The 25,715-nt window shown below is 53.2% G+C and carries 23 protein-coding genes and 2 pseudogenes; 5 read left to right on the plus strand and 20 right to left on the minus strand.

Annotation, left to right across the window (positions count from 1 at the left end; translation table 11 throughout):
* Together IQ22_RS14390 and IQ22_RS14395 are read right to left on the minus strand one after the other, a co-directional pair.
* Window positions 1-1,110, minus strand: coding sequence for a DNA topoisomerase IB (locus IQ22_RS14390; protein WP_145143170.1), 1,110 nt, complete (start codon window positions 1,108-1,110; stop codon window positions 1-3).
* A 65-nt stretch (window positions 1,111-1,175) separates the two neighbouring features.
* Window positions 1,176-2,258 (minus strand): patatin-like phospholipase family protein, encoded by a 1,083-nt coding sequence (locus IQ22_RS14395; RefSeq protein ID WP_145143172.1) that lies wholly within the window; start codon window positions 2,256-2,258, stop codon window positions 1,176-1,178.
* Between the two features lie 164 nt (window positions 2,259-2,422).
* Here IQ22_RS14395 and IQ22_RS14400 point away from each other — a divergent pair, with 164 nt between their 5' ends.
* The 5 genes from IQ22_RS14400 to IQ22_RS14420 all read left to right on the plus strand — a co-directional run bounded on the left by IQ22_RS14400 (window position 2,423) and on the right by IQ22_RS14420 (window position 6,276).
* Window positions 2,423-2,731, plus strand: a complete 309-nt coding sequence (locus IQ22_RS14400) for a PepSY domain-containing protein (RefSeq protein ID WP_145143175.1) — start codon at window positions 2,423-2,425, stop codon at window positions 2,729-2,731.
* Between the two features lie 26 nt (window positions 2,732-2,757).
* Complete coding sequence (locus IQ22_RS14405; RefSeq protein WP_145143177.1) at window positions 2,758-3,039, plus strand: PepSY domain-containing protein; 282 nt, start codon at window positions 2,758-2,760, stop codon at window positions 3,037-3,039.
* Window positions 3,039-3,704 (plus strand): response regulator transcription factor, encoded by a 666-nt coding sequence (locus IQ22_RS14410; RefSeq protein WP_145143179.1) that lies wholly within the window; start codon window positions 3,039-3,041, stop codon window positions 3,702-3,704. The genes IQ22_RS14405 and IQ22_RS14410 overlap by 1 nt, the downstream gene beginning before the upstream one ends.
* On the plus strand, window positions 3,701-5,050 hold the full coding sequence (locus IQ22_RS14415) for a sensor histidine kinase (RefSeq protein WP_145143181.1): 1,350 nt from the start codon (window positions 3,701-3,703) through the stop codon (window positions 5,048-5,050). Before IQ22_RS14410 ends, IQ22_RS14415 begins: the two co-directional genes overlap by 4 nt.
* Window positions 5,051-5,226: 176 nt before the next feature.
* The gene (locus IQ22_RS14420; RefSeq protein WP_145143183.1) at window positions 5,227-6,276 is read left to right on the plus strand and encodes an AI-2E family transporter; all 1,050 of its coding nucleotides are present in this window, start codon (window positions 5,227-5,229) and stop codon (window positions 6,274-6,276) included.
* A gap of 57 nt (window positions 6,277-6,333) precedes the next feature.
* Here the strand turns inward: IQ22_RS14420 and nuoN are convergent, their stop codons facing one another.
* The 18 genes and pseudogenes from nuoN to IQ22_RS14505 form a co-directional block, all read right to left on the minus strand.
* Window positions 6,334-7,785, minus strand: coding sequence for an NADH-quinone oxidoreductase subunit NuoN (gene nuoN / locus IQ22_RS14425; RefSeq protein ID WP_145143185.1), 1,452 nt, complete (start codon window positions 7,783-7,785; stop codon window positions 6,334-6,336).
* 7 nt (window positions 7,786-7,792) lie between these two features.
* The gene (gene nuoM, locus IQ22_RS14430) at window positions 7,793-9,325 is read right to left on the minus strand and encodes an NADH-quinone oxidoreductase subunit M (protein WP_145143187.1); all 1,533 of its coding nucleotides are present in this window, start codon (window positions 9,323-9,325) and stop codon (window positions 7,793-7,795) included.
* A 30-nt stretch (window positions 9,326-9,355) separates the two neighbouring features.
* Window positions 9,356-11,203, minus strand: a complete 1,848-nt coding sequence (gene nuoL / locus IQ22_RS14435; protein ID WP_145143189.1) for an NADH-quinone oxidoreductase subunit L — start codon at window positions 11,201-11,203, stop codon at window positions 9,356-9,358.
* On the minus strand, window positions 11,200-11,508 hold the full coding sequence (gene nuoK, locus IQ22_RS14440; protein ID WP_145143192.1) for an NADH-quinone oxidoreductase subunit NuoK: 309 nt from the start codon (window positions 11,506-11,508) through the stop codon (window positions 11,200-11,202). The genes nuoL and nuoK overlap by 4 nt, the downstream gene beginning before the upstream one ends.
* A gap of 18 nt (window positions 11,509-11,526) precedes the next feature.
* Complete coding sequence (nuoJ, locus tag IQ22_RS14445) at window positions 11,527-12,039, minus strand: NADH-quinone oxidoreductase subunit J (protein ID WP_145143194.1); 513 nt, start codon at window positions 12,037-12,039, stop codon at window positions 11,527-11,529.
* 10 nt (window positions 12,040-12,049) lie between these two features.
* Window positions 12,050-12,598, minus strand: a complete 549-nt coding sequence (gene nuoI / locus IQ22_RS14450) for an NADH-quinone oxidoreductase subunit NuoI (protein ID WP_145143196.1) — start codon at window positions 12,596-12,598, stop codon at window positions 12,050-12,052.
* An 11-nt stretch (window positions 12,599-12,609) separates the two neighbouring features.
* Entirely contained in the window at window positions 12,610-13,605 is a 996-nt protein-coding gene (gene nuoH, locus IQ22_RS14455) for an NADH-quinone oxidoreductase subunit NuoH (protein ID WP_145143198.1), read from the minus strand.
* On the minus strand, window positions 13,602-16,319 hold the full coding sequence (gene nuoG / locus IQ22_RS14460) for an NADH-quinone oxidoreductase subunit NuoG (RefSeq protein WP_145143200.1): 2,718 nt from the start codon (window positions 16,317-16,319) through the stop codon (window positions 13,602-13,604). The genes nuoH and nuoG overlap by 4 nt, the downstream gene beginning before the upstream one ends.
* 155 nt (window positions 16,320-16,474) lie before the next feature.
* On the minus strand, window positions 16,475-17,824 hold the full coding sequence (nuoF, locus tag IQ22_RS14465) for an NADH-quinone oxidoreductase subunit NuoF (RefSeq protein WP_145143202.1): 1,350 nt from the start codon (window positions 17,822-17,824) through the stop codon (window positions 16,475-16,477).
* Window positions 17,821-18,321, minus strand: coding sequence for an NADH-quinone oxidoreductase subunit NuoE (gene nuoE, locus IQ22_RS14470; protein ID WP_208733643.1), 501 nt, complete (start codon window positions 18,319-18,321; stop codon window positions 17,821-17,823). Before nuoE ends, nuoF begins: the two co-directional genes overlap by 4 nt.
* Window positions 18,318-20,099 carry an NADH-quinone oxidoreductase subunit C/D gene (gene nuoC, locus IQ22_RS14475; RefSeq protein WP_145143207.1) on the minus strand — a complete coding sequence of 594 codons (1,782 nt, stop codon included), beginning with the start codon at window positions 20,097-20,099 and terminating at the stop codon, window positions 18,318-18,320. The genes nuoE and nuoC overlap by 4 nt, the downstream gene beginning before the upstream one ends.
* Before the next feature lie 45 nt (window positions 20,100-20,144).
* Window positions 20,145-20,819: a NuoB/complex I 20 kDa subunit family protein gene (locus IQ22_RS14480; protein WP_145143209.1), complete on the minus strand. Its 675-nt coding sequence runs from the start codon at window positions 20,817-20,819 to the stop codon at window positions 20,145-20,147.
* Between the two features lie 10 nt (window positions 20,820-20,829).
* Window positions 20,830-21,243 (minus strand): NADH-quinone oxidoreductase subunit A, encoded by a 414-nt coding sequence (locus IQ22_RS14485; protein WP_145143211.1) that lies wholly within the window; start codon window positions 21,241-21,243, stop codon window positions 20,830-20,832.
* Between the two features lie 337 nt (window positions 21,244-21,580).
* Window positions 21,581-22,467 (minus strand): annotated as a pseudogene (locus IQ22_RS14490) (isocitrate lyase); the annotation flags it as partial.
* A 337-nt stretch (window positions 22,468-22,804) separates the two neighbouring features.
* Window positions 22,805-23,590 carry a secretin N-terminal domain-containing protein gene (locus tag IQ22_RS14495; protein ID WP_145143213.1) on the minus strand — a complete coding sequence of 262 codons (786 nt, stop codon included), beginning with the start codon at window positions 23,588-23,590 and terminating at the stop codon, window positions 22,805-22,807.
* The gene (locus tag IQ22_RS24300; protein ID WP_483247337.1) at window positions 23,587-24,111 is read right to left on the minus strand and encodes a DUF7931 domain-containing protein; all 525 of its coding nucleotides are present in this window, start codon (window positions 24,109-24,111) and stop codon (window positions 23,587-23,589) included. The genes IQ22_RS14495 and IQ22_RS24300 overlap by 4 nt, the downstream gene beginning before the upstream one ends.
* Window positions 24,097-24,516 (minus strand): annotated as a pseudogene (locus IQ22_RS23570) (GNAT family N-acetyltransferase); the annotation flags it as partial. The gene IQ22_RS24300 and the pseudogene IQ22_RS23570, both read right to left, overlap by 15 nt.
* Window positions 24,509-25,678: a ribosomal protein uL16 3-hydroxylase gene (locus IQ22_RS14505; RefSeq protein ID WP_145143217.1), complete on the minus strand. Its 1,170-nt coding sequence runs from the start codon at window positions 25,676-25,678 to the stop codon at window positions 24,509-24,511. The gene IQ22_RS14505 and the pseudogene IQ22_RS23570, both read right to left, overlap by 8 nt.
* Between the last annotated feature and the right edge of the window lie 37 nt (window positions 25,679-25,715).

A 25,715-nucleotide genomic window follows, 5' to 3' on the forward strand; every position in this document is an offset into this window, starting at 1 on the left:
TCAGGCCGCATCGGTTTTTTCCACTAGCCGCTCCAAAAACATCAGTAAGGCTACTTCTTCCTCGCGTAGACCTTTACGTTTGCGCGGCTTAGGAAGGGCCGCAAGCTCACCTGCTACATAGGCTTCCATTACTCTGGGGTGTATGTAGCATTTGCGGCAGACCGCTGGTGTGTTCCCTAACGTGCGGGAGACTTCCTTGATCATCTCCTGAAGATGCTTCTTAGCCTCGCTCTGGGTCTCACAAGGAAGCTCGCGGAGGGTGGACAAGGCCAGCGCACTGCCAGCCCAGGTACGATAATCCTTGGCCGTAAAATCAGCGCCGGTGAGTTCGTGCAAATAGGCGTTGACGTCGGAAGAGGTCACGGTATGCCGCTCGCCTTCCTCGTCGAAATACTGGAAAAGATGCTGTCCTGGCAGTTCCAGGCAACGTTTTACGGTACGCGCCAGACGTGGATCGGTCAATTTGATGTTGTGCTTTACACCACTTTTGCCGCGAAAATGAAATCGAATAGTATTGCCGTTTACGTCGGCATGGCGGTTGCGTAGGGTTGTTAGGCCATATGATTTATTGCTACGGGCATACTGTTGATTACCCACCCGGATTAACGTCGCGTCAAGCAGGCTGATCACTGTGGCCATGACTTTTTCACGGCCCAATTTACGTAAAGCCAAGTGTTCATCAAGGCGCTTGCGCAGCTCTGGCAAGACGTGCCCAAAGGCAAGCATTCTCTCGTACTTGTTCGTATCACGGATTTCGCGCCAGCGTGGATGGTAACGGTACTGCTTACGTCCTCGGGCATCGCGGCCGGTCGCTTGTAAATGACCGCATGGGTCAGCACAGATCCAAACGTCGGTATAGGCTGGCGGAATTGCTAGTTTGTTGATCCTTTCGATCTCTGCCGGATCACGGACTCGCTCGCCTTGTGCGTCAAAGTAGACAAAGTTCCCGCGCTGCTTCTTACGGCACAGGCCGGGCTGAGTGTCATCCACATAATGCAGGTCTGGGGGGAGCGAGGGGCATAATGGTGTACCGGTATCGATAGCCTCGTCCTCCGGAGTCGGACGGGTACCTTCTGCCAAGGGATGAACGAGCGAATCCTCTCTGAGCATGGCGCACCGAAAAATCACTGCTGTAATGCCATTCAGACCACTTTGGTCTGAGTCGGTTCGGGTGATCAGACCAGGGGCTGCAAACGCTCTGCGATCCGATCATTGCCTGCCAATTCGAGAAATTCATCGCCCAACCGTTGGCTTTCAGTAATCGCCTGGCGCCAGTAACGCTGCCGAGTGCCTGGGTCTGAAGCATAACGGGTGAAATCTCGGCGATCCGGTAGTCGGCGGTTAGGCAGTCGCTCCAGATAGGCTTTCGTCGGTGCGATCAGTACGACATTTCTAAGATGGTATGAATTAGCCCTTCTCCAAAAGAGCCCTTTATCAAACCAGCCCGGAATGACACGCTCAAGAAAGTGTGGATATAGCACGAGCCCAGGCTCGGAGTAAGGCAGATCGAGATGGTAGTCCAGGAGCCCACCGTCGCGGTAAGTGCCTGGTGCGAAGCCGGGAATATCCTGAATTCCCTCCATCACTAACGGGATTGAGCCAGAGGCTAAAAGGGTCGGGCGAAGATTATCCGATGTTAGTAACTGAGTTCGGGACGGAAAATCCTGTAAGACCTCAAGCGGTGGCACCCGGCGTGGGTCATGGGCAATGATTCGATTGAAATATCGCGCCAGTCGTGAGCGAGAAATCAGGTTATCCCGGACGACTACGCTCAACCCCAGCCCTAGCGTGCGGCGCTCATCGCTGGCCAGCAGTCCCAACGACTGAACAACGAGAAGGTTCAGCCGGTAACAGGGCGAGGTCAGGATCGAGGAATGATTATTTTCCAATAGGTCATCCAGCATCTCGCGGCAGAGGCGGTTGACATCGACCGGACGGATACCCTTGGGAAAACTCAGATCCGTGTAGAGCTCACCTAGTCGCCTGAGTGACTTCACTGGGTCTGGCAGACACGCACAGGCAAAGCGCCAAGCACCTATCGACGCGCCAATCAACGAGCGTTCACGAGGCACCCGTGGCAACCAGTCGCCAAATAAAGCCAAATCCAAGCCCTGCAGCCCTAGCGCCTTAGGTCCGCCAGCAGCACCGGGCAGGATCGCTACATCGGCAGGAGAGAGCCCATGAGTCTGGATGTGACTCATGGCATGCGTACCAGCCCGAATAGTTAAGGCTTGGTATTTCATATGGATAGCAGTCATGCGGACTCCGGCGTAGGCAAGGCTATCAGTATACGAACGGGGCCGGTCATGAATGAAGAGTTCTGCCTAGTACCGAATGCCGCCTTGCAGAGATTAAGCCTGAATTAAGCCGTCCTGGATAAAGTGAACTTACCAAGACGATAATTCACATGAGGAATAGATCGATGAAAACATTAATTGCCTTGATCACCACGGCAGCCCTAACCGCTACGGCAGGTATTGCCCAAGGACGTGACCTGGGACCTGACGAGGCTGTGAAGCTGCGCGATGCCGGTACCGTCAAACCCTTTGAAGAATTGAACAAGATTGCTATTGCCAAGCATGCAGGGGCAATAACGCACGATACCGAGCTGGAAGAGGAATATGGTCGCTACATCTATCAAGTCGAACTGTGCGATCCAAAAGGTGTGAAATGGGATCTGGAACTCGATGCTGCCACTGGCGAAGTGCTAAAGGATGTTCAGGACGATTGAGATTTTACTGCCATCAGGTTCTACGTATGGCCATCCTAGTCTCATGGATAGGAATGCCAGCCATGGCGCGGGACCTGGACCAAGACGAGGCGCTATCTCTACGCAGCCAAGGGCTTATCCAGCCGCTTGAGGTGCTCATCAGTCATGCTTACGCTCGGTATCCAGGGGCTACGTTGTTGGAGGCTGAGCTGGAGGAGGAGAGCAGTGTCTATGTCTATGAACTGGAGTTGCTCGTAGGCGGAGTGGTTCGAGAGATCGAAATCAGCGCCCAAAACGGCACCATTCTAAAGGATGAGGTAGATGACTGATGCGTCTGTTGTTGGTAGAGGATAGCGTTGCACTGGCTGAAGAAGTGCAGGCGGGACTAATACGACAGGGCTATGCCGTGGACTGGCTTGCGGATGGTCGTGATGCCGCCTTCCAAGGCGCTGTCGAGCCTTACGATCTGATCGTGCTTGATTTAGGTCTTCCGGGCCGCTCGGGTCTGGATGTATTACGCGAATGGCGTTCACAAAGTCTTTTAACCCCCGTATTAGTCCTGACCGCGCGTGATGGATGGGCTGAGCGTATCGATGGTCTTAAAGCGGGTGCGGATGACTACCTGACCAAGCCTTTTCATCCAGAGGAACTCTTTTTGCGTATTCAGGCCCTGTTACGGCGCTCCCGTGGGCTGGCTAACCAACCTTCGTTACGCGTTGCCGGCTTAAGTTTGGATGAGGCGCGGCAGTGTGTTCAACAAGGCGACGCCATAATCGAATTAACAGCTGCCGAGTTTCGTCTATTGCGTTATTTCATGCTGCATCCGGGTCAGATCCTGTCTAAAACCCATTTGGGGGAGCACCTGTACGATGGTGAAAGTGAGCGCGACTCCAACGTCATCGAGGTGCATGTCAATCATCTGCGTAAAAAGCTAGGGCGCGACATTATTGAAACGCGACGCGGGCAAGGGTATCGCTTCGGAACCTCAGTATGAGGTCAATTCAACGACGTCTGAGTATGGGTTTGGTGGCGGTACTGGTCGTCTGTGGTTTGAGTCTGATTCTGGTTAGCCAATGGCTAGTAGACCATGCGTTACGTGGTTACCTAAGAGGCGGTCTTCAAACAGAAAGTGAAAATTTGCTAATCGCTCTAGTGCGTGGCCCGAATGGCCTTCAGCTTGATGAGCAACGCCTCAATCCTGCCTATCAGCGGCCTTTTTCGGGACGCTATTTTGAAATTCATACCGGCGCATCTCGCTGGCGATCGCGTTCGCTCTGGGACAGTACCCTGGCTGTGCCATCGAGTGAAGGACTCGCCGGCAGGCTTGTAGACGGGCCCGATGAGCAGCGCCTTTTAGTCTATCGAGCAAACTATCAGCGGTTCGGGCAATCGCTGACCTTAATCGTGGCGCAGGATTACAATCCTCTGCTTGCCAGCTTCAATCGAATGCTCCGCCTGGGGGCAGTTCTTGGGCTCGTCGCGCTGGTCATCATATTGTTATTGCAGCGGCTGACTGTGCGGAATGCCTTGCGCCCCTTGGAAACGGTACGTCGACAGATTGTTCAGTTGCAACAGGGGCAGCGCGCCCAACTGGATAACCAGGTACCGCTTGAGCTAGAACCCTTGGTCAGCCAGATCAACCATCTGTTGCGTCATACTGAAGATAACCTCAAGCGCGCCCGCCATGGTATCGGAAACTTGGGGCATGCCTTGAAGACACCTTTGGCCGTTCTGGTCAGCATGTCTGCACGGGACGAGCTAGCCCAACATCCTGACGTACAGCAGACTCTACGAGAGCAGCTCGACTATATCCGGCAGCGGCTGGAACATGAGCTGCGGCGAGCCCGTTTGGCTGGGGACCAGTTACCCGGAGTCTATCTCGATTGTGACGCAGAGCTACCTACACTATGTAGCCTGGTTCGCCATCTGCATGGGGCAGGCCTTTTTATCGACTGTCAGGTGCCGGTGGGGCTTAAACTGCCTTGGGATCGTGAGGATATGCTCGAACTCTTGGGTAATTTACTGGACAACGCTGGTAAATGGGCCCATGCGCAGATTCGTCTCGTGATTCAAATCAAAGCGGATCACTATCTAATTACGGTCGATGATGACGGGCCTGGGGTGCCAGCTACCCGGCGGGAAGAAATTCTCAATCGAGGGGCTCGGCTGGACGAGCATATTACCGGCCATGGCTTGGGGCTCAGTATTGTCCGGGATATCGTGGATAGTTGTGGCGGTACGCTAACCCTGGCAGAAAGTTCCTTGGGCGGACTGCACATCCAAATCATATTGCCGTTGAAAAAGCGTTCGCCTTTGCTGGCAAGCACTCCAAGCGTGTAATGAGTTCTCTAGCGGCGTAATTGTAATTCAATGGTCTGTTATAAGAGGTAAGTGATTCAGTTGTCTTAGGCTAGGCACTCCTTCACCTTCTAACGTGTAATTGCCGGAACAACTGCCCTACGTCCATGGTTCTAACAAGGAGCGATGCGCTCGCCTTGCCTCCGTTTGGACAACTTATGAAAAGTACGCCTTTAGAAAACAAAGCTTTTCTCCTGTTATTGATTATTGTATCGGTTGCTTTCGTCTGGATCCTGCTGCCGTATTACGGCGCTGTGTTCTGGGGCGCGATTCTTGCCATCCTGTTTGCGCCCATGCAGCGCTGGTTTCTCAGGCGTTTCAATCAGCGCCGAAACCTGGCTGCCTTGAGTTCTTTAGGGGTTTGTCTGCTGCTTGTGATTCTGCCGATCACGCTTATTACGCTTTCTCTGATTCAAGAAGGATCGGCTCTTTATGAGCGAATCAACAGCGGTCAGTTGAATTTCGGTGAGTACTTCCAGCATATGTGGGACTCCTTACCGAATAGCTTTAAAAGCGTTCTACATCGCTTCGATATCACGGATCCAGAAAGCATCCGTCAACGCCTCACCGAAGGGGCTGCTCAAGGTAGCCAGGTCATGGCTGGCAGAGTGTTGAGTTTTGGCCAAGGTACATTCCAGTTCTTTATTAGCTTCGGCATCATGCTGTACCTGCTGTTCTTTCTCTTGCGTGATGGACAGGAACTGGTAGCCATCATCCGTAAAGCTATTCCTCTTAGCGAGATCCATAAGCGCAGCTTGTTGCGTAAATTCACAGCCGTTATTCGCGCTACCGTAAAAGGAAACATTATTGTAGCTGTCATCCAGGGGACTCTAGGTGGTTTCATTCTAGGCGTCTTGGGTGTTGAAGGTGCCGTGCTCTGGGGAGTAGTGATGGCCTTCCTCTCTTTACTGCCAGCTATTGGCGCTGGTCTGATTTGGGGGCCTGTAGCAATCTACTTCTTGGCTACCGGTGCACTCTGGCAAGGTATCGTGTTGATCTTGTTTGGTGTGGTAGTGATTGGTCTGGTCGACAATATTCTCCGTCCTATTTTGGTAGGCAAAGACACCAAGTTGCCTGACTATGTTGTGCTGATTTCAACTCTGGGCGGAATGGCTATGTTCGGTTTGAATGGATTCGTAATTGGCCCACTAGTGGCAGCCTTGTTCATGTCCGTATGGGATCTCTTTAGTCATCGAGAAGATATGTAGTACGGCTTTAGGCACAAAAAAGCCCCAAATATCGGGGCTTTTTTGTGCGTTGCCGTCTTAGAGACCAGTGTACTGTAGAACCTGCAACAGTGGCGGCGGATAGACACCTAGCAGCAGCGTCAGTAGGGCAATAGCAATCAGCATGATACCGCCAGCCCGCTCACCCCAGTTCATTGGAGCATCGTGACGGCTAAGACCTGGCTGAACCAGGTACATCGTGACCATAACGCGCAGGTAGTAGAACAAGCCAATGGCACTACCCAGTACTACAGCTGCCGTTTGCCACCACAGGCTGGACTCGACAGCTACGGTAATGATGTAGAACTTACCAATAAAGCCAGCCGTTAACGGGATACCGGCCAAGGACAACATCATGACCGTTAGTACCGCTGTCAGGTAGGGGCGTCTCCAGAATAGACCACGGTACTCGAACAGGGCATCTGCGTCGCGCTCGCCATCACTTGGGCTGGACATCAGCACCACGACACCAAATGCCCCCAGGCTGGTTACCACATAAGTCACCAAATAAACGCCAATGGCCTCGACGGCGATACCTTGTCCGGCTGCCAAAGCAACCAATAGATAGCCGAAGTGGGCAATGGACGAATAGCCTAGTAGGCGCTTGAGGTTGCTTTGCATTAGCGCCAGTAGGTTGCCGACCAGAATGGAGAGGATGGCAATAAAGGCAACCACGTTATGCAGCCAAGTATCATTCAGGGCTGCGGGCATGGTCTGGAACAGGCGAACGACAACGGCGAATACTGCGACCTTGCTAGCTGTGGCAAGAAAAGCGCCGACAGGTGCCGGGGCGCCTTCATAAACGTCCGGTGTCCACAGGTGGAAAGGAACCAGGGATAGTTTGAAGGCCAGGCCTACAAACATCATCCCGATACCGATTTCCAATAGCAGTCCTGCAGAAGCCTGTTGTGCCAGTTGAGTGCCGATTCCGCTAAAGCTCAAGGTGCCTGATTCGGCATATAGCAGCGCCATGCCAAACAATAGAATGGCGGAGCCGGCTGCCGACAGCACTAAGTACTTCATACCCGCTTCGAGCGAACGACGGTTGAAATACGAATAAGCTACAAGCCCATAGACCGGAACAGATAGGAGTTCCAGGCCAATAAACAAAGCCGCTAGGTGTTGCGCGCTAACGAGAACTAGGCCTCCGGCGCATGAGAGCAACAGCAAAAGATAAAGCTCTTCGCGATTGCTCGGGTAGTTTTCCATGTAGGCATGAGAAAGGGTCATGCAGGCTAGCGTGGTTACCAGCAGCAAGGCTGTGTAAAAGTAGGTATAGCCGTCCAGACGCATTAGCGAGGTGACATCGATCTCGCCTACACGCACCGAGTAAACGATGGACAATAAAGCCAGATTTAACCCGATGACTGCCAAGGTTGGAATCAGGGTGTGATTGCGCCGCCAGGCAATGGCTAACATCACCACGATGGAAGTAAGTCCGGTGATGAGCAGCGGCAGAAGTGCGATGAAGTGTTCCGTTGTAAAAGTCATGGCGCTACTACCGGGCAGAAACAAGGGAAGAGAAGGCTGTACCGAGCCACTGATGCACGCCGTTCATGCTGGCAGCTGAGGTGTCCAGGATGGGCTGCGGGTAGACACCCAGCAGAATCAGCAGGACAGCCAAAAACAGCACCATGGACAGTTCGCGCATGTTTAGCCCCGGTAGTGCCTCATCCGACTTGGCAGGCCCGAAATAGGCCCGATGAATCATGATCAGCGAGTACACCGAGGCAGCTACCAGACCGAATGTGGCAATAACCACAATGATCGGTACCACTGGGAAGGCACCCATTAAAATCAGGAATTCACCTACGAAGTTACCGGTACCGGGCAAGCCCAGCGACGCTGAGGCAAAGAACAGGCTGATAGCTGGCAGGTAGGGGAGACGACCCCATAACCCACCCATTTCACGCATATCACGAGTATGCAAACGCTCGTAGAGCTGACCGCACAGAATGAACAGACCCGCAGCTGATAAACCGTGAGCGATCATCTGGATCACAACGCCCTGTAGCGCATGCTGGCTGCCAGAGTAGATACCGATCAGCACAAAGCCCATGTGCGAGACGCTAGAGTAAGCGACTAGACGCTTGATATCGGTCTGCGCGAACGATAGGAAGGCTCCGTAGAAGATACCGATAATTCCCAGCCACATGGCAATCGGCGCAAATTCGGCCGAGGCGTTGGGGAATAATGGAACTGCGAAGCGCAGCAAGCCATATGCGGCGGTCTTGAGCAGAATGCCCGCTAGGTCCACGGAACCAGCAGTAGGTGCCTGGGCATGGGCATCGGGCAACCAGGAATGAACTGGAACCGCAGGCAGCTTAACCGCGAATGCAATGAAGAAGCCCAGCATTAGCAGGTATTCAACCGTTGGGTTCATCTGGGTCTTGAGCAGATCTTCATATTCGAAGGTCAGCACACCCGTTGAGCTGTAGTTCACCAATACAAGCGCCACGATGGCGACCAGCATGATCAAGCCACTAGCCTGGGTGAAGATGAAGAACTTGGTCGCAGCGGTAATGCGGCTCTTCTTGCCATCCGCCGAGCTATGACCCCAAAGTGCGATGAGGAAGTACATCGGCACCAGCATCATTTCCCAGAAGAAGAAGAACAAGAACAGGTCAAGCGCAAGGAAAACACCGACCACGCCACCCAAAATCCAAAGCAGGTTCAGGTGGAAGAAGCCGACGTGCTTCTGAATTTCACGCCAGGAGCAGACCACAGCCAACAGGCCGAGCAGGCCGGTCAACAGCACCATAAGTAGCGACAAGCCGTCCAAGGCAAAATGGAGGCTAATGCCAAAGCGCTGGATCCAGGGATACTGGAATTCCATGGCCCATGCCTGTTCGGCGCCGGGGGCCGGTGCCAGAGTGAAATCGCCGTTTGCCCAGACCCAAAGGCCTAGAACCAGCTCCAGCAGCATGGTTAGTAGCGCGATCCAGCGAGGTAGAAGATTGCCGGAGCGATCTCCTAACCAGCACAACAGACCGCCTATAAAGGGGATCAGGATTAGCCAAGGCAGAATCATGACGGGCTCAATTCCTTTCGTAGATTCAAGTCAGGCCAGAAGCAGCGCAGCAAGAAGCAGCACTGCACCACCCACGATGGAGGCGGCATACCAACGCAGGCGGCCGTTCTCGGTAAGGCTCAGTGTAAGGTTTCCGCCGCGTGCCAGGAGCGGCACGATCCCAATCGCTTTATCGATCGGATCACTGCGCAGCAGATGAGTAATAGCCAGATAAGGCTTTACAAAGAGCACGTTATATAGCCAGTCGAAACCCCAGGCGTGATACCACCAAGTGCCGAAGAACCGTCCTGGAGCACTTTTGGCCAAGCCACCGACGAAACGGCGTTTTCCCAGGAAGAGGAGGGCGGCTAATAGTATGCCTGCGAGAGCAATAGCACCCGAAGCGATCTCCAGGCGATGTTGGGCCTCACCACCGGCATGACCGACAGACTCGGGCAATACTCCAGCCAAAGGTGGAGTGATCCAGGCGCCAATAAAGGTCGACAACACAATCAGTACAATCAACGGCACATGATGAGCGAGTCCGTGACCGCCATGAGCCTCGGTCTTAGCTTCACCGTGGAACACAATGAAAATCAGGCGGAAGGTATAGATTGAAGTCAGGAACGCTCCGACTAGGCCGGCAATAAGCAGATTCTGATGACCACTAGCGAAGGCTTCCCAAAGGATCTCATCTTTAGAGTAGAAACCAGCAGTTACCAGCGGCAACGCTGCCAGAGCCGAACCACCTACGAGAAAACTGGCATAAGCCAATGGAATCTTCTTCCATAGGCCGCCCATCTTAAAGATGTTCTGCTCATGATGGCAGGCCAGAATTACAGAACCGGATGCCAAGAACAGCAGGGCTTTAAAGAAGGCATGAGTCATCAGGTGGAAGATCGCACCACTCCAGGCACCTACACCCAAGGCCAGGAACATGTAACCGATCTGGCTCATGGTGGAATAGGCCAGGATCCGCTTGATATCGGTCTGCACCAGTGCCGCGAAGCCGGCCAGCACCAAGGTGACCGCACCGATAATACCTACCAGGTGAAGGATTTCTGGAGCTAATACAAACAGGCCATGACAGCGAGCAATCAAATAGACGCCTGCAGTAACCATTGTCGCAGCGTGAATCAGGGCAGAAACAGGCGTCGGGCCTGCCATCGCATCAGCCAACCATGTCTGCAAGGGCAGCTGAGCGGATTTACCAACCGCACCACCCAAGAGCGCCAGGGTCGCTAGAACAATCATCGGATCGCCGCTGGCAAATTCCTGCGGAGCGCGAACCAGCAATTCCTGAATATCTAGCGTCCCGAGCGTCATGAACAAGATGAACAGGCCAAAAGCCATGAACACATCACCGACACGGGTGACAATGAAGGCTTTGAGAGCTGCGTTACCATTGGCGCGCTCACTGTAGTAAAAGCCGATCAGCAGGTAACTGCACAGACCCACGCCTTCCCAACCGAAGTACAGGAACAACAGGTTGTCGCCTAGCACTAGGAACAGCATGCTGGCTACGAACAGGTTGGTGTAGGCGAAGAAGCGTGCATAACCCGCTTCGCCGCGCATGTACCAGGATGCAAACAGATGAATTAGGAAGCCTACACCGGTCACTACACACAGCATGGTCAGTGATAGACCGTCCAAGTACAACGCGATGTTCGGTGCAAAGCCATCGACAGTCATCCAATTCCATAGGACTTGCGTCATGGCGCCGTTGGGTGGCGGGCTGGCTAGGAACTGCCAGCTGACCCAGGCAGCGGTCAGAGCTGAAAGCCCGACCGAGCCGACGCCAATCAATGCTGACAGGTTTTCGGACCAGCGACTACGGGAGAAAGCCAGCAGCACAAAGCCGATAAGAGGAAAGATGAAAGTAAGAGGTAAAAGGTTCATCCGCGCATCTCGCTGGCAGCATCGACATCGAGGGTGTGGAAACGGCGATAGAGTTGCAACAGAATCGCCAAGCCAATACTGGCTTCGGCAGCTGCAAGACTGAGCACCAGGATGAACATTACCTGTCCGTCAGGCTGGCCCCAGCGACTGCCACCAACTACGAAGGCTAGCGCTGCAGCGTTCATCATGATTTCCAGGCTCATCAGCACGAACAGAATATTACGCCGTACCATCAGGCCTGCCAGGCCAAGAGCGAACAGCGCGCCGGCGAGTGCCAGACCATGTTCCAGAGGTATCGTATTCATAGGTCTATTCCTTAACGATTACTCGCCGACGCCTTTAACGTCTTGTTGCTGGCCCAGGTGGTAAGCCGCGACCAATGCAGCCAGTAGCAGCATCGAGGCCAGTTCAACTGCTAGAAGATATGGACCGAACAGGCTGATCCCCACAGCTTTGGCATCTACTGTGGTATGGCCAATGGCGGCACCGCCAGGAATTCTGCCTAATACCAGCAGCAGCTCGATTAACAGCGCCAGAGATAGCAGTGAAGGACCTATCCATATGCCGGGTGTCAGCCACTTGCGTTCTTGTTCCATGATTGCAGGCCCTAGGTTAAGCATCATCACGACGAACACAAACAGCACCATGATGGCGCCTGCATAGACGATTACCTCCAGCGCACCGGCAAACGGTGCACCAAGGCTGAAGAAAATCATCGAAACGGCCAGTAGTGAGATGATCAGATAGAGTAGGGCGTGTACCGGATTACGGTTAGTAATCACCCTAAATGTGGCCAGTACAGCAACACCGGCAGCGAAGTAGAAAGCAAATTCCATCGTTCCGTCCTTAGGGCAGCAGGCTCTTGACGTTAATCGGCTCGGCCTCGTTCTCCGCAGCACCCTTGGGTTTGCCCGCAATGGACATACCGGCGACGCGATAGAAGTTGTAGTCCGGATATTTGCCAGGGCCAGAGATGAGCAGGTGCTCCTTCTCGTACACCAGGTTCTGACGCTCGTATTCGCACATTTCGAAGTCCGGCGTTAGCTGAATAGCCGTAGTTGGACACGCCTCTTCACACATGCCGCAAAAGATGCAGCGTGAGAAATTGATACGAAAGAACTCTGGATACCAGCGGCCGTCTTCTGCTTCGGTTTTTTGCAGAGATATACAGCCTACCGGGCAGGCAACCGCACATAAGTTGCAGGCTACACAACGTTCTTGCCCGTCAGGATCGCGGGTCAGGACGATCCGGCCACGGTAGCGGGGCGGCAAGTAAACCTGCTCCTCAGGGTATTGCAACGTGTCACGCTTTCTAAAGGCATGGGAAAAGATCATCAGCACGCTTCGCAGCTGAGTCCATGTGCCATGCACGACATTGATAATTTCTTTGAACATGGCGGCTCTCCTCAGTGAACCACGGCAGGGGTGGCGTTATATAAAACCACCGCTCCGGTGACGAGCAGATTGATCAGGGTTAGCGGCAGGCACACCTTCCAGCTAAACGCCATTACCTGGTCATAGCGCGGACGCGGAATAGAAGCCCGCAGCAAGATGAACAGCATGATGAAGAACGCAGTCTTCAAGGCGAACCAGATGAAGGGTGGCAGCAGCGGACCATGCCAGCCGCCAAAGAACAGCGTGACGAGCAGAGCGGACACCAGCACGATACCGATGTATTCGCCTACGAAAAACATACCCCACTTCATGCCGGCATATTCCACATGGTAACCGTCCGCCAATTCCTGCTCGGCTTCAGGCTGATCGAAGGGATGGCGGTGAGTTACCGCAACGCCTGCAATCAGAAAGGTGCAGAAGCCAAAGAACTGCGGGATGATGAACCACATGCCCTGGTGCTGTGCTTCAACAATATCGCGCATGTTGAAGGAGCCGGTTATGGCCACGACGCCCATGAGCGAAAGGCCCATAAATACTTCATAAGACACCGTTTGTGCCGAGGCACGCATGCTGCCTAGAAGGGCGAACTTGTTATTACTCGACCAGCCAGCAAACAGTACGGCATAGACCGCCAGACCTGCCATGGCAAAAAAGAACAACAAGCCAATGTTCAGATCTGCCACTCCCCAGGTTGGCGTGATCGGGACGACAGCAAAGGCAATCAGCAGGGCGCTCATCGCAATGACAGGCGCCAGCATGAACGTCATCTTGTCCGCGAACGGCGGCGTCCAGTCTTCCTTGAAGAACATCTTGATCATGTCGGCGCCCAGCTGGAAGGCACCAAAAGGACCGACACGGTTTGGCCCGTGACGATCTTGCCAGAGGCCGAGCAGACGACGCTCGACCCAGCTGAGCAGCGCGCCGCAAATAACGACGGCAAGCAGGATCACGATGGCCTTCACGACGGCCAGGATAATGGCGATGACGGAAGGGGTTAGCCAACTCATTGCGCAGCCTCCTGGACGCGATCGATGGTAAGACCCGCCAGGCGGGCTGGAATGCCTTCAAACCCTACCGGCAGACCGATCAGGCCAGCCGCCAGGCCAGGCTTGACCATTAGCGGCAGGCTTAGCGCCTGACCAGCAATCGTGACGCTGACCTTGGCACCAGGATTGACACCTAGACGGTCTGCATCAGCTTTTGCAAGCGCGACGTAAACCTCGGGGATACGCTCCTGGAAAGTCTCCGAGCGAGCAGAGGTTTCTTCGCTGCCGAACAAATGATGGATCGGTACGGCTTTCCACTGGTTCGCCTGAGCCGCATAGGCTGCCGGAATGGCATTGAACCAATTCAAGCGGTCGCCAGAAGGCTCGATCAGGCGGATACCAGGATCGCCCGCACGCAGATGTCCGCCTACCTCATCCTGGAACTTGTTCCAGGCTTGCGGCGAGTTCCAGCCAGGAGACCAGGCAAACGCAATCTGCTGACGAGGTTCTGCGCTGCCGTAATAGCCTTCCATGGAGAAGGCAAAGGCAGAGTCTATATCCTGTGGCGTACGCGGCTCATGAACGCTAATGTTGGCGCGCATTGCAGTGCGACCGCTGTAGCGGTGAGGCTCACGGGAAAGCTTCTGACCCTTGATACGGAAGGACGCGCTAGGCGCTGCATCCCGAATGCCCGCCAGGCTCGGATTACTTGCGGCACATGCTTCAGTAACCTGATCCAACTGTGTCCAGTCAACAGCCTTGCCTTGCAATGTACTGTGTAAGGCATGCAGCCAGCGCCAGCCTTCACGAATCAGGCTGCTTGGATCATAGTAAGTAGGCTCATAGACCTGGAAGAAGCGCTGAGCACGGCCTTCCTGGCTGATCAGGGTACCGTCACCTTCGGCGAAGCTTGCGGCTGGCAGTATCAGATCGGCGCGCTCAGCAGTAGCTGTGCGCTGGTGATCCAGCACAATCAGTGTTTTAGCTGCTTTCAGCGCCTCTTCGACTCGTGCACCGTCGGCACGACGGAACAGGTCGTTTTCCAACACGACCAGCGCATCGGCCTTGCCAGAAATTAATGCATCGAAGGCATCGTCTACCGACTCGCCGCCGAACATAGCCAGCCCCATGCTGTTAGCCTCCGGAACGACCAGGCTCAGCGAGCCAGCCTTTTCCTTTAGCGCCAACGCTTTTGCGATATTGGCAGCGGCTTCGATCAGCGCGCGTGAGCCCAGGGAAGTACCAGAAATAATTAAAGGTCGCTTGGCATTCAGCAATGTGTCGGCGACCAGCTTGACCTGTTCAGTCACTTCATCACTCAGGCCTTCTACTGCTGGAGCGGAAGCATCCAGAGCGTTAGCCAATGCAAAGCCGAAGCGAGCCAGATCTTCCGGCGCACCGTGAATAGTCTGTGCAGCGATGTCATCCAGGCGTGTCTCAGCCAGGCTGGCCAGGAACACGGGGTTCTTGCTGGATTGTCCAATAGTCTGGACAGCCGCCTTGTGCCATTCAGGAATGCGAGCTGCCGCTGCGATATCGGTTGCCTTGCCCTTGGCTGCCTGACGGACTGCCAAGGCGACACGGGCCGCCGTCTGGGTCAGGTCTTCACCTAATACCAGTACAGCGTCGTGGTGTTCAATATCACGGATGGTTGGTACCGGGAGAGGACTGCTACGCAAGACATCCAGTACAAGACGAACATGTTCAAGCTCATGCTTGGCCATGCCGCTGTAGTAGTTTTCTGCACCTACCAGCTCGCGTAGTGCATGGTTACTTTCCAGGCTGGCACGGGGAGAGCCGATACCGATTACCTTGCGTCCTCGCAATAGTTCGGCAGCTTTATCCAGTGCAGCATCCACCCCAGCATTGAGCGAGCCATTACGCACCAGCGCCTGGCGAGGACGATCCTTACGGTTTACATAGCCATAACCGAAGCGGCCACGGTCGCATAGGAAATAATGGTTAACAGAGCCGTTGTAGCGGTTTTCAATACGGCGGAGTTCGCCATAACGCTCACCGGGGCTGATATTGCAACCAGACGAACAGCCATGACAGATGCTTGGTGCAAACTGCATGTCCCACTTGCGGTTGTAACGCTCGGAATGAGTCTTGTCGGTGAAAACACCTGTTGGGCAGACTTCTGTCAGGTTTCCAGAAAATTCGCTTTCCAGTGTGCCTTCCTCGACGCGGCCGAAATACACATTGTCATGAGCGCCATAAACGCCTAGGTCGGTACCACCGGCATAGTCCTTGTAGTAGCGCACACAGCGGTAGCAGGCGATACAGCGATTCATTTCATGAGAAATGAATGGACCCAGGTTCTGATTCTGGTGCGTGCGCTTGGTAAAGCGATAACGGCGCTTGTTATGACCTGTCATCACAGTCATGTCTTGCAGGTGGCAATGGCCTCCTTCCTCACAAACCGGACAGTCGTGAGGATGGTTGGTCATTAGCCATTCGATAACACTACTACGGAAGTCTTTGGCTTCCTGGTCATCGATGGAAATATAGGTCTTGTCCGTTGAAGGCGTCATGCAGGACATGACGAGACGACCGCGGGTGTCGTTCTCGTCAGCGAACTGCTTGACCGCACACTGTCGGCAGGCACCAACGCTACCGAGCGCTGGATGCCAGCAGAAATAGGGAATATCGAGACCGAGGGAAAGACAAGCCTCGAGGAGGTTGTCCGCACCGTCGACTTCGTATTCTTTGCCGTCTACGTGGATAGTGGCCATGGTTCTTCAGTCTTCATTTGCCGGGGGGCCTGGAGAGGCTCGAGCCTCTCCACAGCCTTACCGCAGGCGTGGCTATTGGAATCACGGTGTTGCCGTCTTCGCGAGAGGCGTTTGGATGGCAACAATGGCCGAGCCCCGAAGGGTCGGCATATAAATCAAATGACCGTTTCTACAGTGGAAGGGTGGGGCTCGCTCGGAGCCTTCTTCACGCCCGCCTCAAATTCGCTACGGAAATACTTGATTGCGCTGGCCAGCGGCTCGACTGCACCTGGTGCATGAGCACAGAATGTTTTGCCTGGGCCAAGGAAATTGCATAGCTGCAACAATGTTTCAATATCGCCGCTTTGGCCTTCACCGCGCTCTAAAGCACGTAGAAGTTTTACGCTCCAGGGCAGACCGTCGCGGCAGGGGGTACACCACCCGCATGATTCACGAGCAAAGAACTCTTCCATATTGCGCAATAGCGAGACCATGTTGACGGTATTGTCTACCGCCATGGCAAGGCCTGTACCCATACGCGTACCAACTTTAGCAATACCGCCAGCGAACATGGGGGCAGAGAGATGCTCAGGCAGCAGGAAGCCGGTACCTGCACCACCGGGCTGCCAGGCTTTCAGTGTGTAGCCGTCGCGCATGCCGCCAGCGTAATCTTCAAACAGTTCCTGAGCGGGTATGCCGAAAGGTAGCTCCCAAACACCTGGATTCTTAACCTTGCCAGAGAAGCCCATGAGCTTGGTGCCCATGTCTTCGCTACCCTCTCGGGCTAATGATTTGTACCAATCGACGCCATTAGCAACGATGGCTGGCACATTACATAGGGTTTCGACATTATTCACACAGGTCGGCTTGCCCCAAACGCCAACGGCAGCAGGGAAGGGGGGTTTCGAGCGAGGATTGGCGCGGCGACCTTCAAGCGAGTTGATCAGCGCTGTTTCTTCGCCACAGATGTAGCGGCCGGCACCGGTATGAACGAACAGCTCAAAGTCGAAGCCACTGCCAAAGATATTTTTGCCTAGATATCCGGCTGCTTTGGCTTCTTTAATGGCACGATTGAGGTTAGCTGCAGCATCCACATATTCGCCGCGCAGGAAGATATAGCCACGATAGGCCTTGAGCGCACGTGCGCTAATGATCATCCCTTCCACCAAAAGGTGTGGCAGCTGCTCCATGAGCAGGCGGTCCTTCCAGGTGTTGGGCTCCATCTCGTCAGCATTGCAGAGCAAGTAACGAATGTTCAGGCTTTCATCAGCAGGCATCAGGCCCCATTTCACACCGGTAGGGAATCCTGCGCCGCCACGGCCCTTGAGTCCGGAGTCCTTTACCGTTTGGACAATATCTGCAGCAGCCATGTCCGACAGTGCTTTGCGAGCAGCGCCGTAGCCGTTTTTGGCAGTGTACTCCTCAAGCCAAACTGGTGCTGCGTCATCGCGCAAGCGCCAGGTAAGAGGATGAGTTTCGGGTGTACGGGCGATTTTATTCGCGGGTCCCTCGGAGGTAAGCGTCATACATAACCCTCCAGCAGTTTGGCAACACCGGTCGGCTGAACGTCGCCATAAGTGTCTTCATCAATCATCAGAGCAGGTGCTTTGTCGCAGTTGCCCAAACAACAGACCGGTAACAGCGTGAAGCGGCCGTCCGGGGTTGTTTGTCCTAGGCTAATACCGAGCTGTTGCTGTATCTGACCTAGTACTGATTCATGTCCGCCGATATAACAGACCATGCTGTCGCAAACGCGGATGATGTGACGTCCTACCGGCTGGCGGAAAATTTGGCTGTAAAAAGTTGCAACGCCTTCTACATCGCTAGCTGGGATACCAAGAATTTCTCCGATGGCATAGATAGCGCCGTCCGGAACCCAACCCCGCTCTTTTTGAACAATTTTTAGCGCTTCGATGGAAGCTGCACGGGCATCTTCGTAGTGATGCATTTCATGTTTAATGGCTGAGCGTTCAGTTTCGCTCAGCTCAAAACGATCAGTTTGAATCAGTGTGCTCATGATCAGCGGTCCACATCGGCCATGACGAAATCAATACTGCCAAGGTAGGCAATCAGGTCCGCCACCATGCTGCCGCGGATCACCGAAGGGATCTGCTGCAAGTGCGGGAAACTGGGCGTACGAATGCGGGTACGGTAGCTCATCGTACTGCCGTCGCTCGTCAGGTAATAACTATTTAACCCCTTGGTCGCCTCAATTATCTGCATGGATTCATTGGCAGGCATGACAGGGCCCCAAGATACTTGCAGGAAGTGAGTAATCAGGGTCTCGATGTGCTGTAGCGTGCGTTCTTTAGGTGGCGGGGTGGTCAACGGATGATCCGCCTTGAACGGGCCTTCTGGCATGTTCTTTAGGCACTGATCAATGATACGCAGGCTTTGGCGCATTTCTTCGATGCGAACCAGACAGCGATCATAGGCATCACCGTTATGGGCTATCGGTACTTCGAATTCGAAGTTCTGGTAACCAGAGTAAGGACGTGCCTTGCGCATATCGTAGCTCAGGCCGGTCGCGCGCAAATTCGGTCCGGTAACGCCCCAGCGCAATGCTTCTTCAGTATTGTATTGCGCTACGCCGACCGTACGGCCCTTGAGGATACTATTGCGGATCGCCGATTTTTCGTATTCATCAAGGCGCTTGGGTAACCAATCGATGAATTCCTTGACCAGCTTGTCCCAGCCGCGCGGCAAGTCATGTGCGACGCCCCCGATACGGAACCAGGCCGGGTGCATCCGGAAGCCGGTAATGGCTTCTACGACCTTGTAGGCACGCTGACGATCTGTAAAGGCGAAGAAGACTGGCGTCATGGCGCCTACGTCCTGGATATAGGTACCCAAAAACAACAGGTGGCTCATGATGCGGAAGTATTCGCACATCATTATACGAATCACTTCAACCCGCGCAGGAACGGTAATTCCAGCAAGCTTCTCAACCGCCAGCACGTATGGAAGGTTGTTCATCACACCGCCTAGGTAGTCAACCCGGTCGGTATAGGGGATATAGCTATGCCAGGACTGACGTTCGCCAGTTTTCTCGGCTGCACGGTGGTGATAGCCGATCTCGGGAACACAGTCGACGATCTCTTCACCGTCCAGCTGAAGAATTATGCGGAAGGCACCGTGGGCGGACGGGTGATTTGGGCCCAGGTTCAGGAACATGAAGTCAGACGTATCGCTCTGTTGCTTCATGCCCCACTCCTCAGGCTTGAAGCGCAGAGTCTCTTGCTCCAGGTCCTGCTTGGCCGCGTTCAGGGCATAGGGGTCGAACTCCGTAGCTCGGGCTGGATAGTCCTTACGTAGCGGATGGCCTTGCCAGTTATCAGGCATCAGCATCCGCTTGAGTAGGGGGTGGCCGTCGAACCGGATACCGAACATGTCCCAGACTTCACGTTCGTACCAATTGGCGTTCGGCCAGATGTCCGTTACGGTAGGCAGAGTCAGGTCGTTAATCGACAGCGCGACCTTGATCATCACATCGCTATTCCGCTCGATGGACATCAGCTGATAAAACACGGTGAAGTCAGCTGGCGGTAAACCGCGGCGCTGAGTGCGTAGCCGCTCGTCCATGCCATGCAGGTCGTACAGCATGACATAAGGGTGCGGCAGATTACGCAGGTAGGTCAGTACTTCTTTAAGCTTTTCACGGGGCACCCACACCACGGGCATGCCCGTACGAGTGGTTTGAACAATCAGCATATCAGCGCTGAAGCGTGCCTTAAGTTCACCCACTACACCTTCATCTTGGGCAGCATGCAGGGGTGCGGACAGAGCAGTGTCTGCAGTCATGATTATCCGTCGCTATCGGTCAACGTCATGTGTGAGCCAGGAGGCTCACACTTCGTCGGGGCTGCGCAGGTTGGTAACCTGAATACGCTGTTCGCGCCGTTCTTCTCGTTGAGCTGGCATTTCGGCACGGTAGATGCCTTGTTCGCCAACTACCCACGAAAGGGGACGACGCTCCTCGCCAATCGAGTCCTGCAAAAGCATGAGGCCTTGCAAGAATGCCTCGGGACGAGGAGGGCAGCCCGGGATGTAAACGTCTACGGGTAGAAATTTGTCCACGCCTTGGACAACCGAGTAGACATCATACATTCCACCGGAATTGGCACATGCGCCCATGGAGATAACCCATTTGGGCTCAAGCATCTGCTCATACAGGCGCTGAATGACCGGGGCCATCTTGATAAAGCAGGTTCCGGCCACCACCATGAAATCAGCCTGACGAGGTGATGCTCGAATAACTTCTGCACCAAAACGAGCAATGTCATGGGGTGCTGTAAATGCTGTGGTCATTTCCACATAGCAGCACGACAAGCCGAAGTTATAAGGCCATAAGGAGTTCTTGCGGCCCCAGTTGACTGTGTTGTGCAGAACGTCATCCAGCTTACCCATAAAAACACTTTTATGGGCTTGCTCTTCGGAGGGATCCGGCACGATTTCACGTGTTCCTGCCGGATAGCGCTCCACTACAGCATCAGGATCGATCCTGGTAAGTTTGTATTGCATTGCCAAAGCCTCATTGTTTTAGCTTCGCCTGCCGCTTGCGACGGCTTTCAGGAGCCCAATCGAGCGCCCCGATCCGCCACAGGTAGACAAGACCTGCCAACAGAATTGCTATAAAAACTGTAGCTTCGATAAATCCAGCCCACCCAGATTCCCGGACAGAAACGGACCAAGCGAAGAGAAAGAGTGCTTCGACGTCAAAGATCACGAACAGCATCGCGACCAAATAGAATTTAGCGGAGAGGCGTAGGCGTGCCCCGCCGGTAGAAACGATACCCGATTCGAAAGGGTCGTTCTTGCTGCGGCCAACAGCTCGGCTGCCTAGCAGGCTCGAAACCCCAAGCATGAATCCTATCAGACCGACCACACCCAACAAGAAAATGGCGAAACTCCAGTTGTGAGCCAGAAGACCGGTCGTGTCAGACATTGCTCAAGGTCCTTATATTTTTGCTAGAAAAATCTTTAACTCATCCTGCGACATGAGGTCGCAAGTGGCGAGGGAATTCTATGCCTGAATAACATCGGTGTAAATTTTTTGACCAAAAAAGATTCATTCAAATGACTTTCGTCAATTATTGATCTCTATTAAAACATTCGAATTCAGTTAAATAATATTGATTATCATTAATATTTATTTGTTTGTTCTCTATTAAGTAAGTGTCCCTATAGAGTCGCATTTGAAAAGCAGTGGAACGGCTATAGTAAATAATCTCACCAACATCCCAGTGGTGTCGTAGGATGCTGATGAGATCTATTACAGACTTTTAATGGAACTGATTCATCGTATTGTTTTTGCCTTCCGCCTTTAGGGCTGCCTCGCCGGCAAAGTATTCCTTATGGTCATCGCCCATATCGGATCCAGCCATGTTTTGATGTTTGACGCAGGCGATGCCTTGGCGAATCTCTTGGCGTTGTACGCCTTTGACATAGGCCAGCATGCCTTCTTCTGCAAAATAGCCTTTGGCTAGATTGTCAGTGGAGAGGGCGGCAGTATGGTAGGTTGGTAGGGTAATCAAATGATGAAAGATACCGGCTTCACAGGCGCTATCTTGTTGGAATGTGCGGATTCTTTCATCGGCTATGCGAGTCAGTTCAGCATCATCATAATGAGCACTCATCAATTGATTGTGATCATAGGCAGATACGTCTTTGCCTTCAGCCAGTAAGGCGTCGAACACTTGTTGGCGGAAGCTCAATGTTCAATTGAAGGACGGACTATTGTTGTAAACCAGTTTTGCACTTGGAACGACTTCGCGGATGCGATCGACCATGCTCTTAATTTGGCCGATATGAGGTTTTTCTGTCTCGATCCATAAAAAATCTGCACCATTCTGAAGGGAAGTGATGCAGTCCAAGATACCCCGATCTTAGCCGCTGCCTTTACGGAACTGGAACAGGCCGCTTGCTAGGCGTTTAGGGCGCAACAGCTTGCCATTACGGTTGATAATGACATCGCCATTTTTAACTCCTTTGAGCTAATTTCTTCACAGTCCAAGAAGCTATTGTATTGATCCCCTAGGTCTCCCGGCTGCTTACTAACAGCTATTTGTTTTGTAAGGCCGGCGCCAAGTGAGTCAGTTCGCGCTACGATGACCCCTTCATCGACGCCCAGCTCTAGGAATGCATAGCGCACCGCATTGATCTTGGCGATTCTTCATGTAGCGCCTTTTAGGCTTATGCTGCATTTCTGCCTCAGGGAGTCGCCTGATGCGCATATTCAAGCCATTAGAATGGCTTTTATGCGGTAGCGAGGCTAGATTGCCTTGCTGAATGTGAGGTATCAATAGGTTTTGTAGTTATTATAAAGTAAAAAACACTACAAAAGTCGTAGATATAAAACAGGGCATATAAGGCGTAAGCCTGCAACGGCTTGGAGCGTTACTGCTTTATAGCGACGAGCAAGAAGCCTGCCTGGCGGTAGAGGAAGATATCTTTAAAATAGTTTGGCCATTTGGCTGTTAGCAAGCTTGATAGAGCGCATAGGTGCGTTAGTCAGTTATGTCAACTTTTACACGTAACTGTGTATCCGAGCGGCCTTGAGTAGAGTAGTTATATAAGATTCCTTCGTCAGTGCTTGAGGCATTTTGACTGAACCCGCTCAGAGTAATCCATTCTCCAAGTCGTCCGCTTACTCGTGTCTGCGTAGATTGAGTATTAATAATATTGGGGTTGTAGCGATCAGCTGTGTCGTTTCCTCCCTCAATTGAGAGGTGAACAATATTGCCCGTCAGGCTGGCAGTTACATAAAAACCACGATTGGCATCACGATATTCCATGCGGGTATATGGACGTCCATAACCATCGATCTCGGTTGTAGTAACTGGAATGCTCTGGCCTATATGCACTCTTGCTGGCGTGCCTTCAGTGGCCTGTACTTGTTGAATGCCGTCTTGTTGGCTGCCTGTGCTGCGGCTGATGATTCTAGTTTGACTGTTGTGCTGTCGGCCTATGTTCCCGTTGATGGTATATCCCTGATCACTGTCTTCACCTGAAGCGCGCGTATCGACACTAATAAGTAGCCGGTGCGGCGGGGTGTCAAGCTGAAGGAGCAAATCTTTGACTTCGTTGAGTTTGCTGGCTTCGGTATTGATGATCAGCTGATTCCCATATGCGCTTGCCTTGCCTTCGTTGCCTAATAAAGACTGTATGACCGGTAATAACTCATCCGCAGTGCGATAGTTAAGTGCAACGATTTCTGTTCGTACTGCGCCTTGGGCCGAAAAAGCTCCACTTAAGAGCATGGCGAATAGGGTAAGCGATTGGAGGCGTCTCATAACAACAGGCTTCTCATGTTTGGATCCGACACGGCAGTTTGCCACGTCATGTCGAAACGGTTTTGTTGTAGGCGTACGATGCGTTTGGCTGAATAATAGGCCACACCGTGGTATAGCTGGGGATTCTTCCGGATGACTAGCCCACTATCGTCGACAAGCAGATAGGCAAGTTCTTCTGCTGGGTAGTTTGGAGAGCATTTGCGAATATAAAAGTTACTGCTCAAGCGTCGCGATAGATTAATAAGCCGATGACCTCGCCTAATAGCCGGACTAGTATCTTTGACCAATAGTTTAATTTGGTTTCTAGGGTGAGCGAGTAAGAAGCGAGTAAGGGAATGCTCAATGTCGCTACGGTTATACAGCAGGGGCTCAAGATCAGGGGTATAAATGCAAATCGTGCGCCGAGCCTGATTTAGCAAGGCCAATATATGTTCAGCGGCGGCTTCAGCAGTATCGAAGCGGACTTCTTGTTTCTCCAGGTGTAAGGCCGGCTCGAGTACTGGTGGGCTATAACGTGTCATGTCTACATGGGCAATACCAGCTTCTAGATACTCCTTGCTGGTTACGCTGAAACCAAAGCGCTCATAAAACGCAATGGCCGGAATTTGAGCGCTTAATGTTTGCCGATGCATGCCGAGGCGCTCTGCTTCAGCAAGTACTGCCTGCAGGAGAGCAGAGCCTATTTGCAGGCCCCGCCAGTCCTTTAAAACAGCCACTCTGCCTATTTTCCCATCTTTAAGCAGGCGGGCCGTCCCAATGGCATACTCGCCTTCGAGTGCAAGGAAGTGTACTGCCTGGTCATCTTCAGAGTCCCATTCCATTTCTGGTGGCACGGCCTGCTCTTGAACAAATACGGTTTCCCGTATTTGTCGCAAAAGCTTGTTGTCACGTTTCCAATCCGCCAAACGGATAGAGGTTTCACTCATCAGCGAATACCAAGCTGCCTTGTCTAACTAGTTCGCGCACCAGCTCCTGGCCTGTTTCGTCTTGTAGCCAGCGGCCCAGGTTTTCCTGATGCAGCGCATCCGCTGAGCATATCAATTTCAACAGCTCTTGGAGATGCCCGGGTAACAGTCGGCTCTGTCCGCTTGCAAATAGCATTAGATCCCCCTCCATCTCGCACCAGGCTAGGCGTGCACTAGGGTTGCGTACCAGTAAGGCGCCTTCGGAAAGAGTCTGTGTGAGCTCATCGTCTTCCAGTGTTTCGCCGCTAATTAATTCAGGGTAGCGCGGCTCTGTCATGAATTGACCAAACCAGGCCAGCATCATTCTTTCATCATTCATGTGCTCACTGATCAGTGACTTCAGACGATCTAGAGCATCCCGCTGAATTTTATGTGGATCATCGATGACAGGTGTGCTGCCAGCGTCGCTATAGCGCTCCTCTTCTGGAAGGAATTGAGCTAGGAAGTCCGTAAAATGCGTCAACACTTCGGCTGCGCTAGGGGCGCGGAAGCCGATCGAGTAGGTCATGCATTCGTCTTCGGCAATGCCGTCATGAGCGATTTGGGGCGGTAGATAAAGCATGTCTCCAGGCTCTAGAACCCATTCATCACTTTGCTCGAATTCGGCTAAAACCTTGATTTCGGTATTTTCAAGCAATGTACTATCACTGGTGCAGCGTTGGCCTATTTTCCAGCGACGGCGACCATGTCCTTGCAGAAGGAAGACGTCATAATTGTCATAGTGTGGGCCTACGCCACCGCCTGGCGTAGCGTAGCTGATCATAATGTCATCAATGCGCCAGCTGGGCAGAAACCTGAAATGCTCCAGTAGTTCGGCAACCTCAGGAACAAACTGATCGACTGCCTGGACGAGCAGCGTCCAGTCTTGCTCAGGAAGAGTGCTGAAATCATCTTCTACAAAAGGTCCGCGGCGTAATTGCCAGGTGTTCTTTCCTTCGGATGTGATAATTCGCGACTCGACTTCTTCCTCTAGCGCTAGGCCAGCCAGTTCGTCAGGCGATAGCGGGCTTTCAAAGTCAGTGATGGCTTGGCGAACAAGCAGGGGTTTGCGCTGCCAGTAATCACGCAGGAATTCTCGGGCAGTTAGCCCTCCCAGGAGTTGCAACGGGCGATCGGCGTTCATTATCGTTCTCTGAAATAAAAAAGCCCGGCACAGCCGG

It is taken from the genome of Pseudomonas duriflava, from assembly GCF_007830155.1.
In the GTDB taxonomy this organism is placed as follows: domain Bacteria; phylum Pseudomonadota; class Gammaproteobacteria; order Pseudomonadales; family Pseudomonadaceae; genus Chryseomonas; species Chryseomonas duriflava.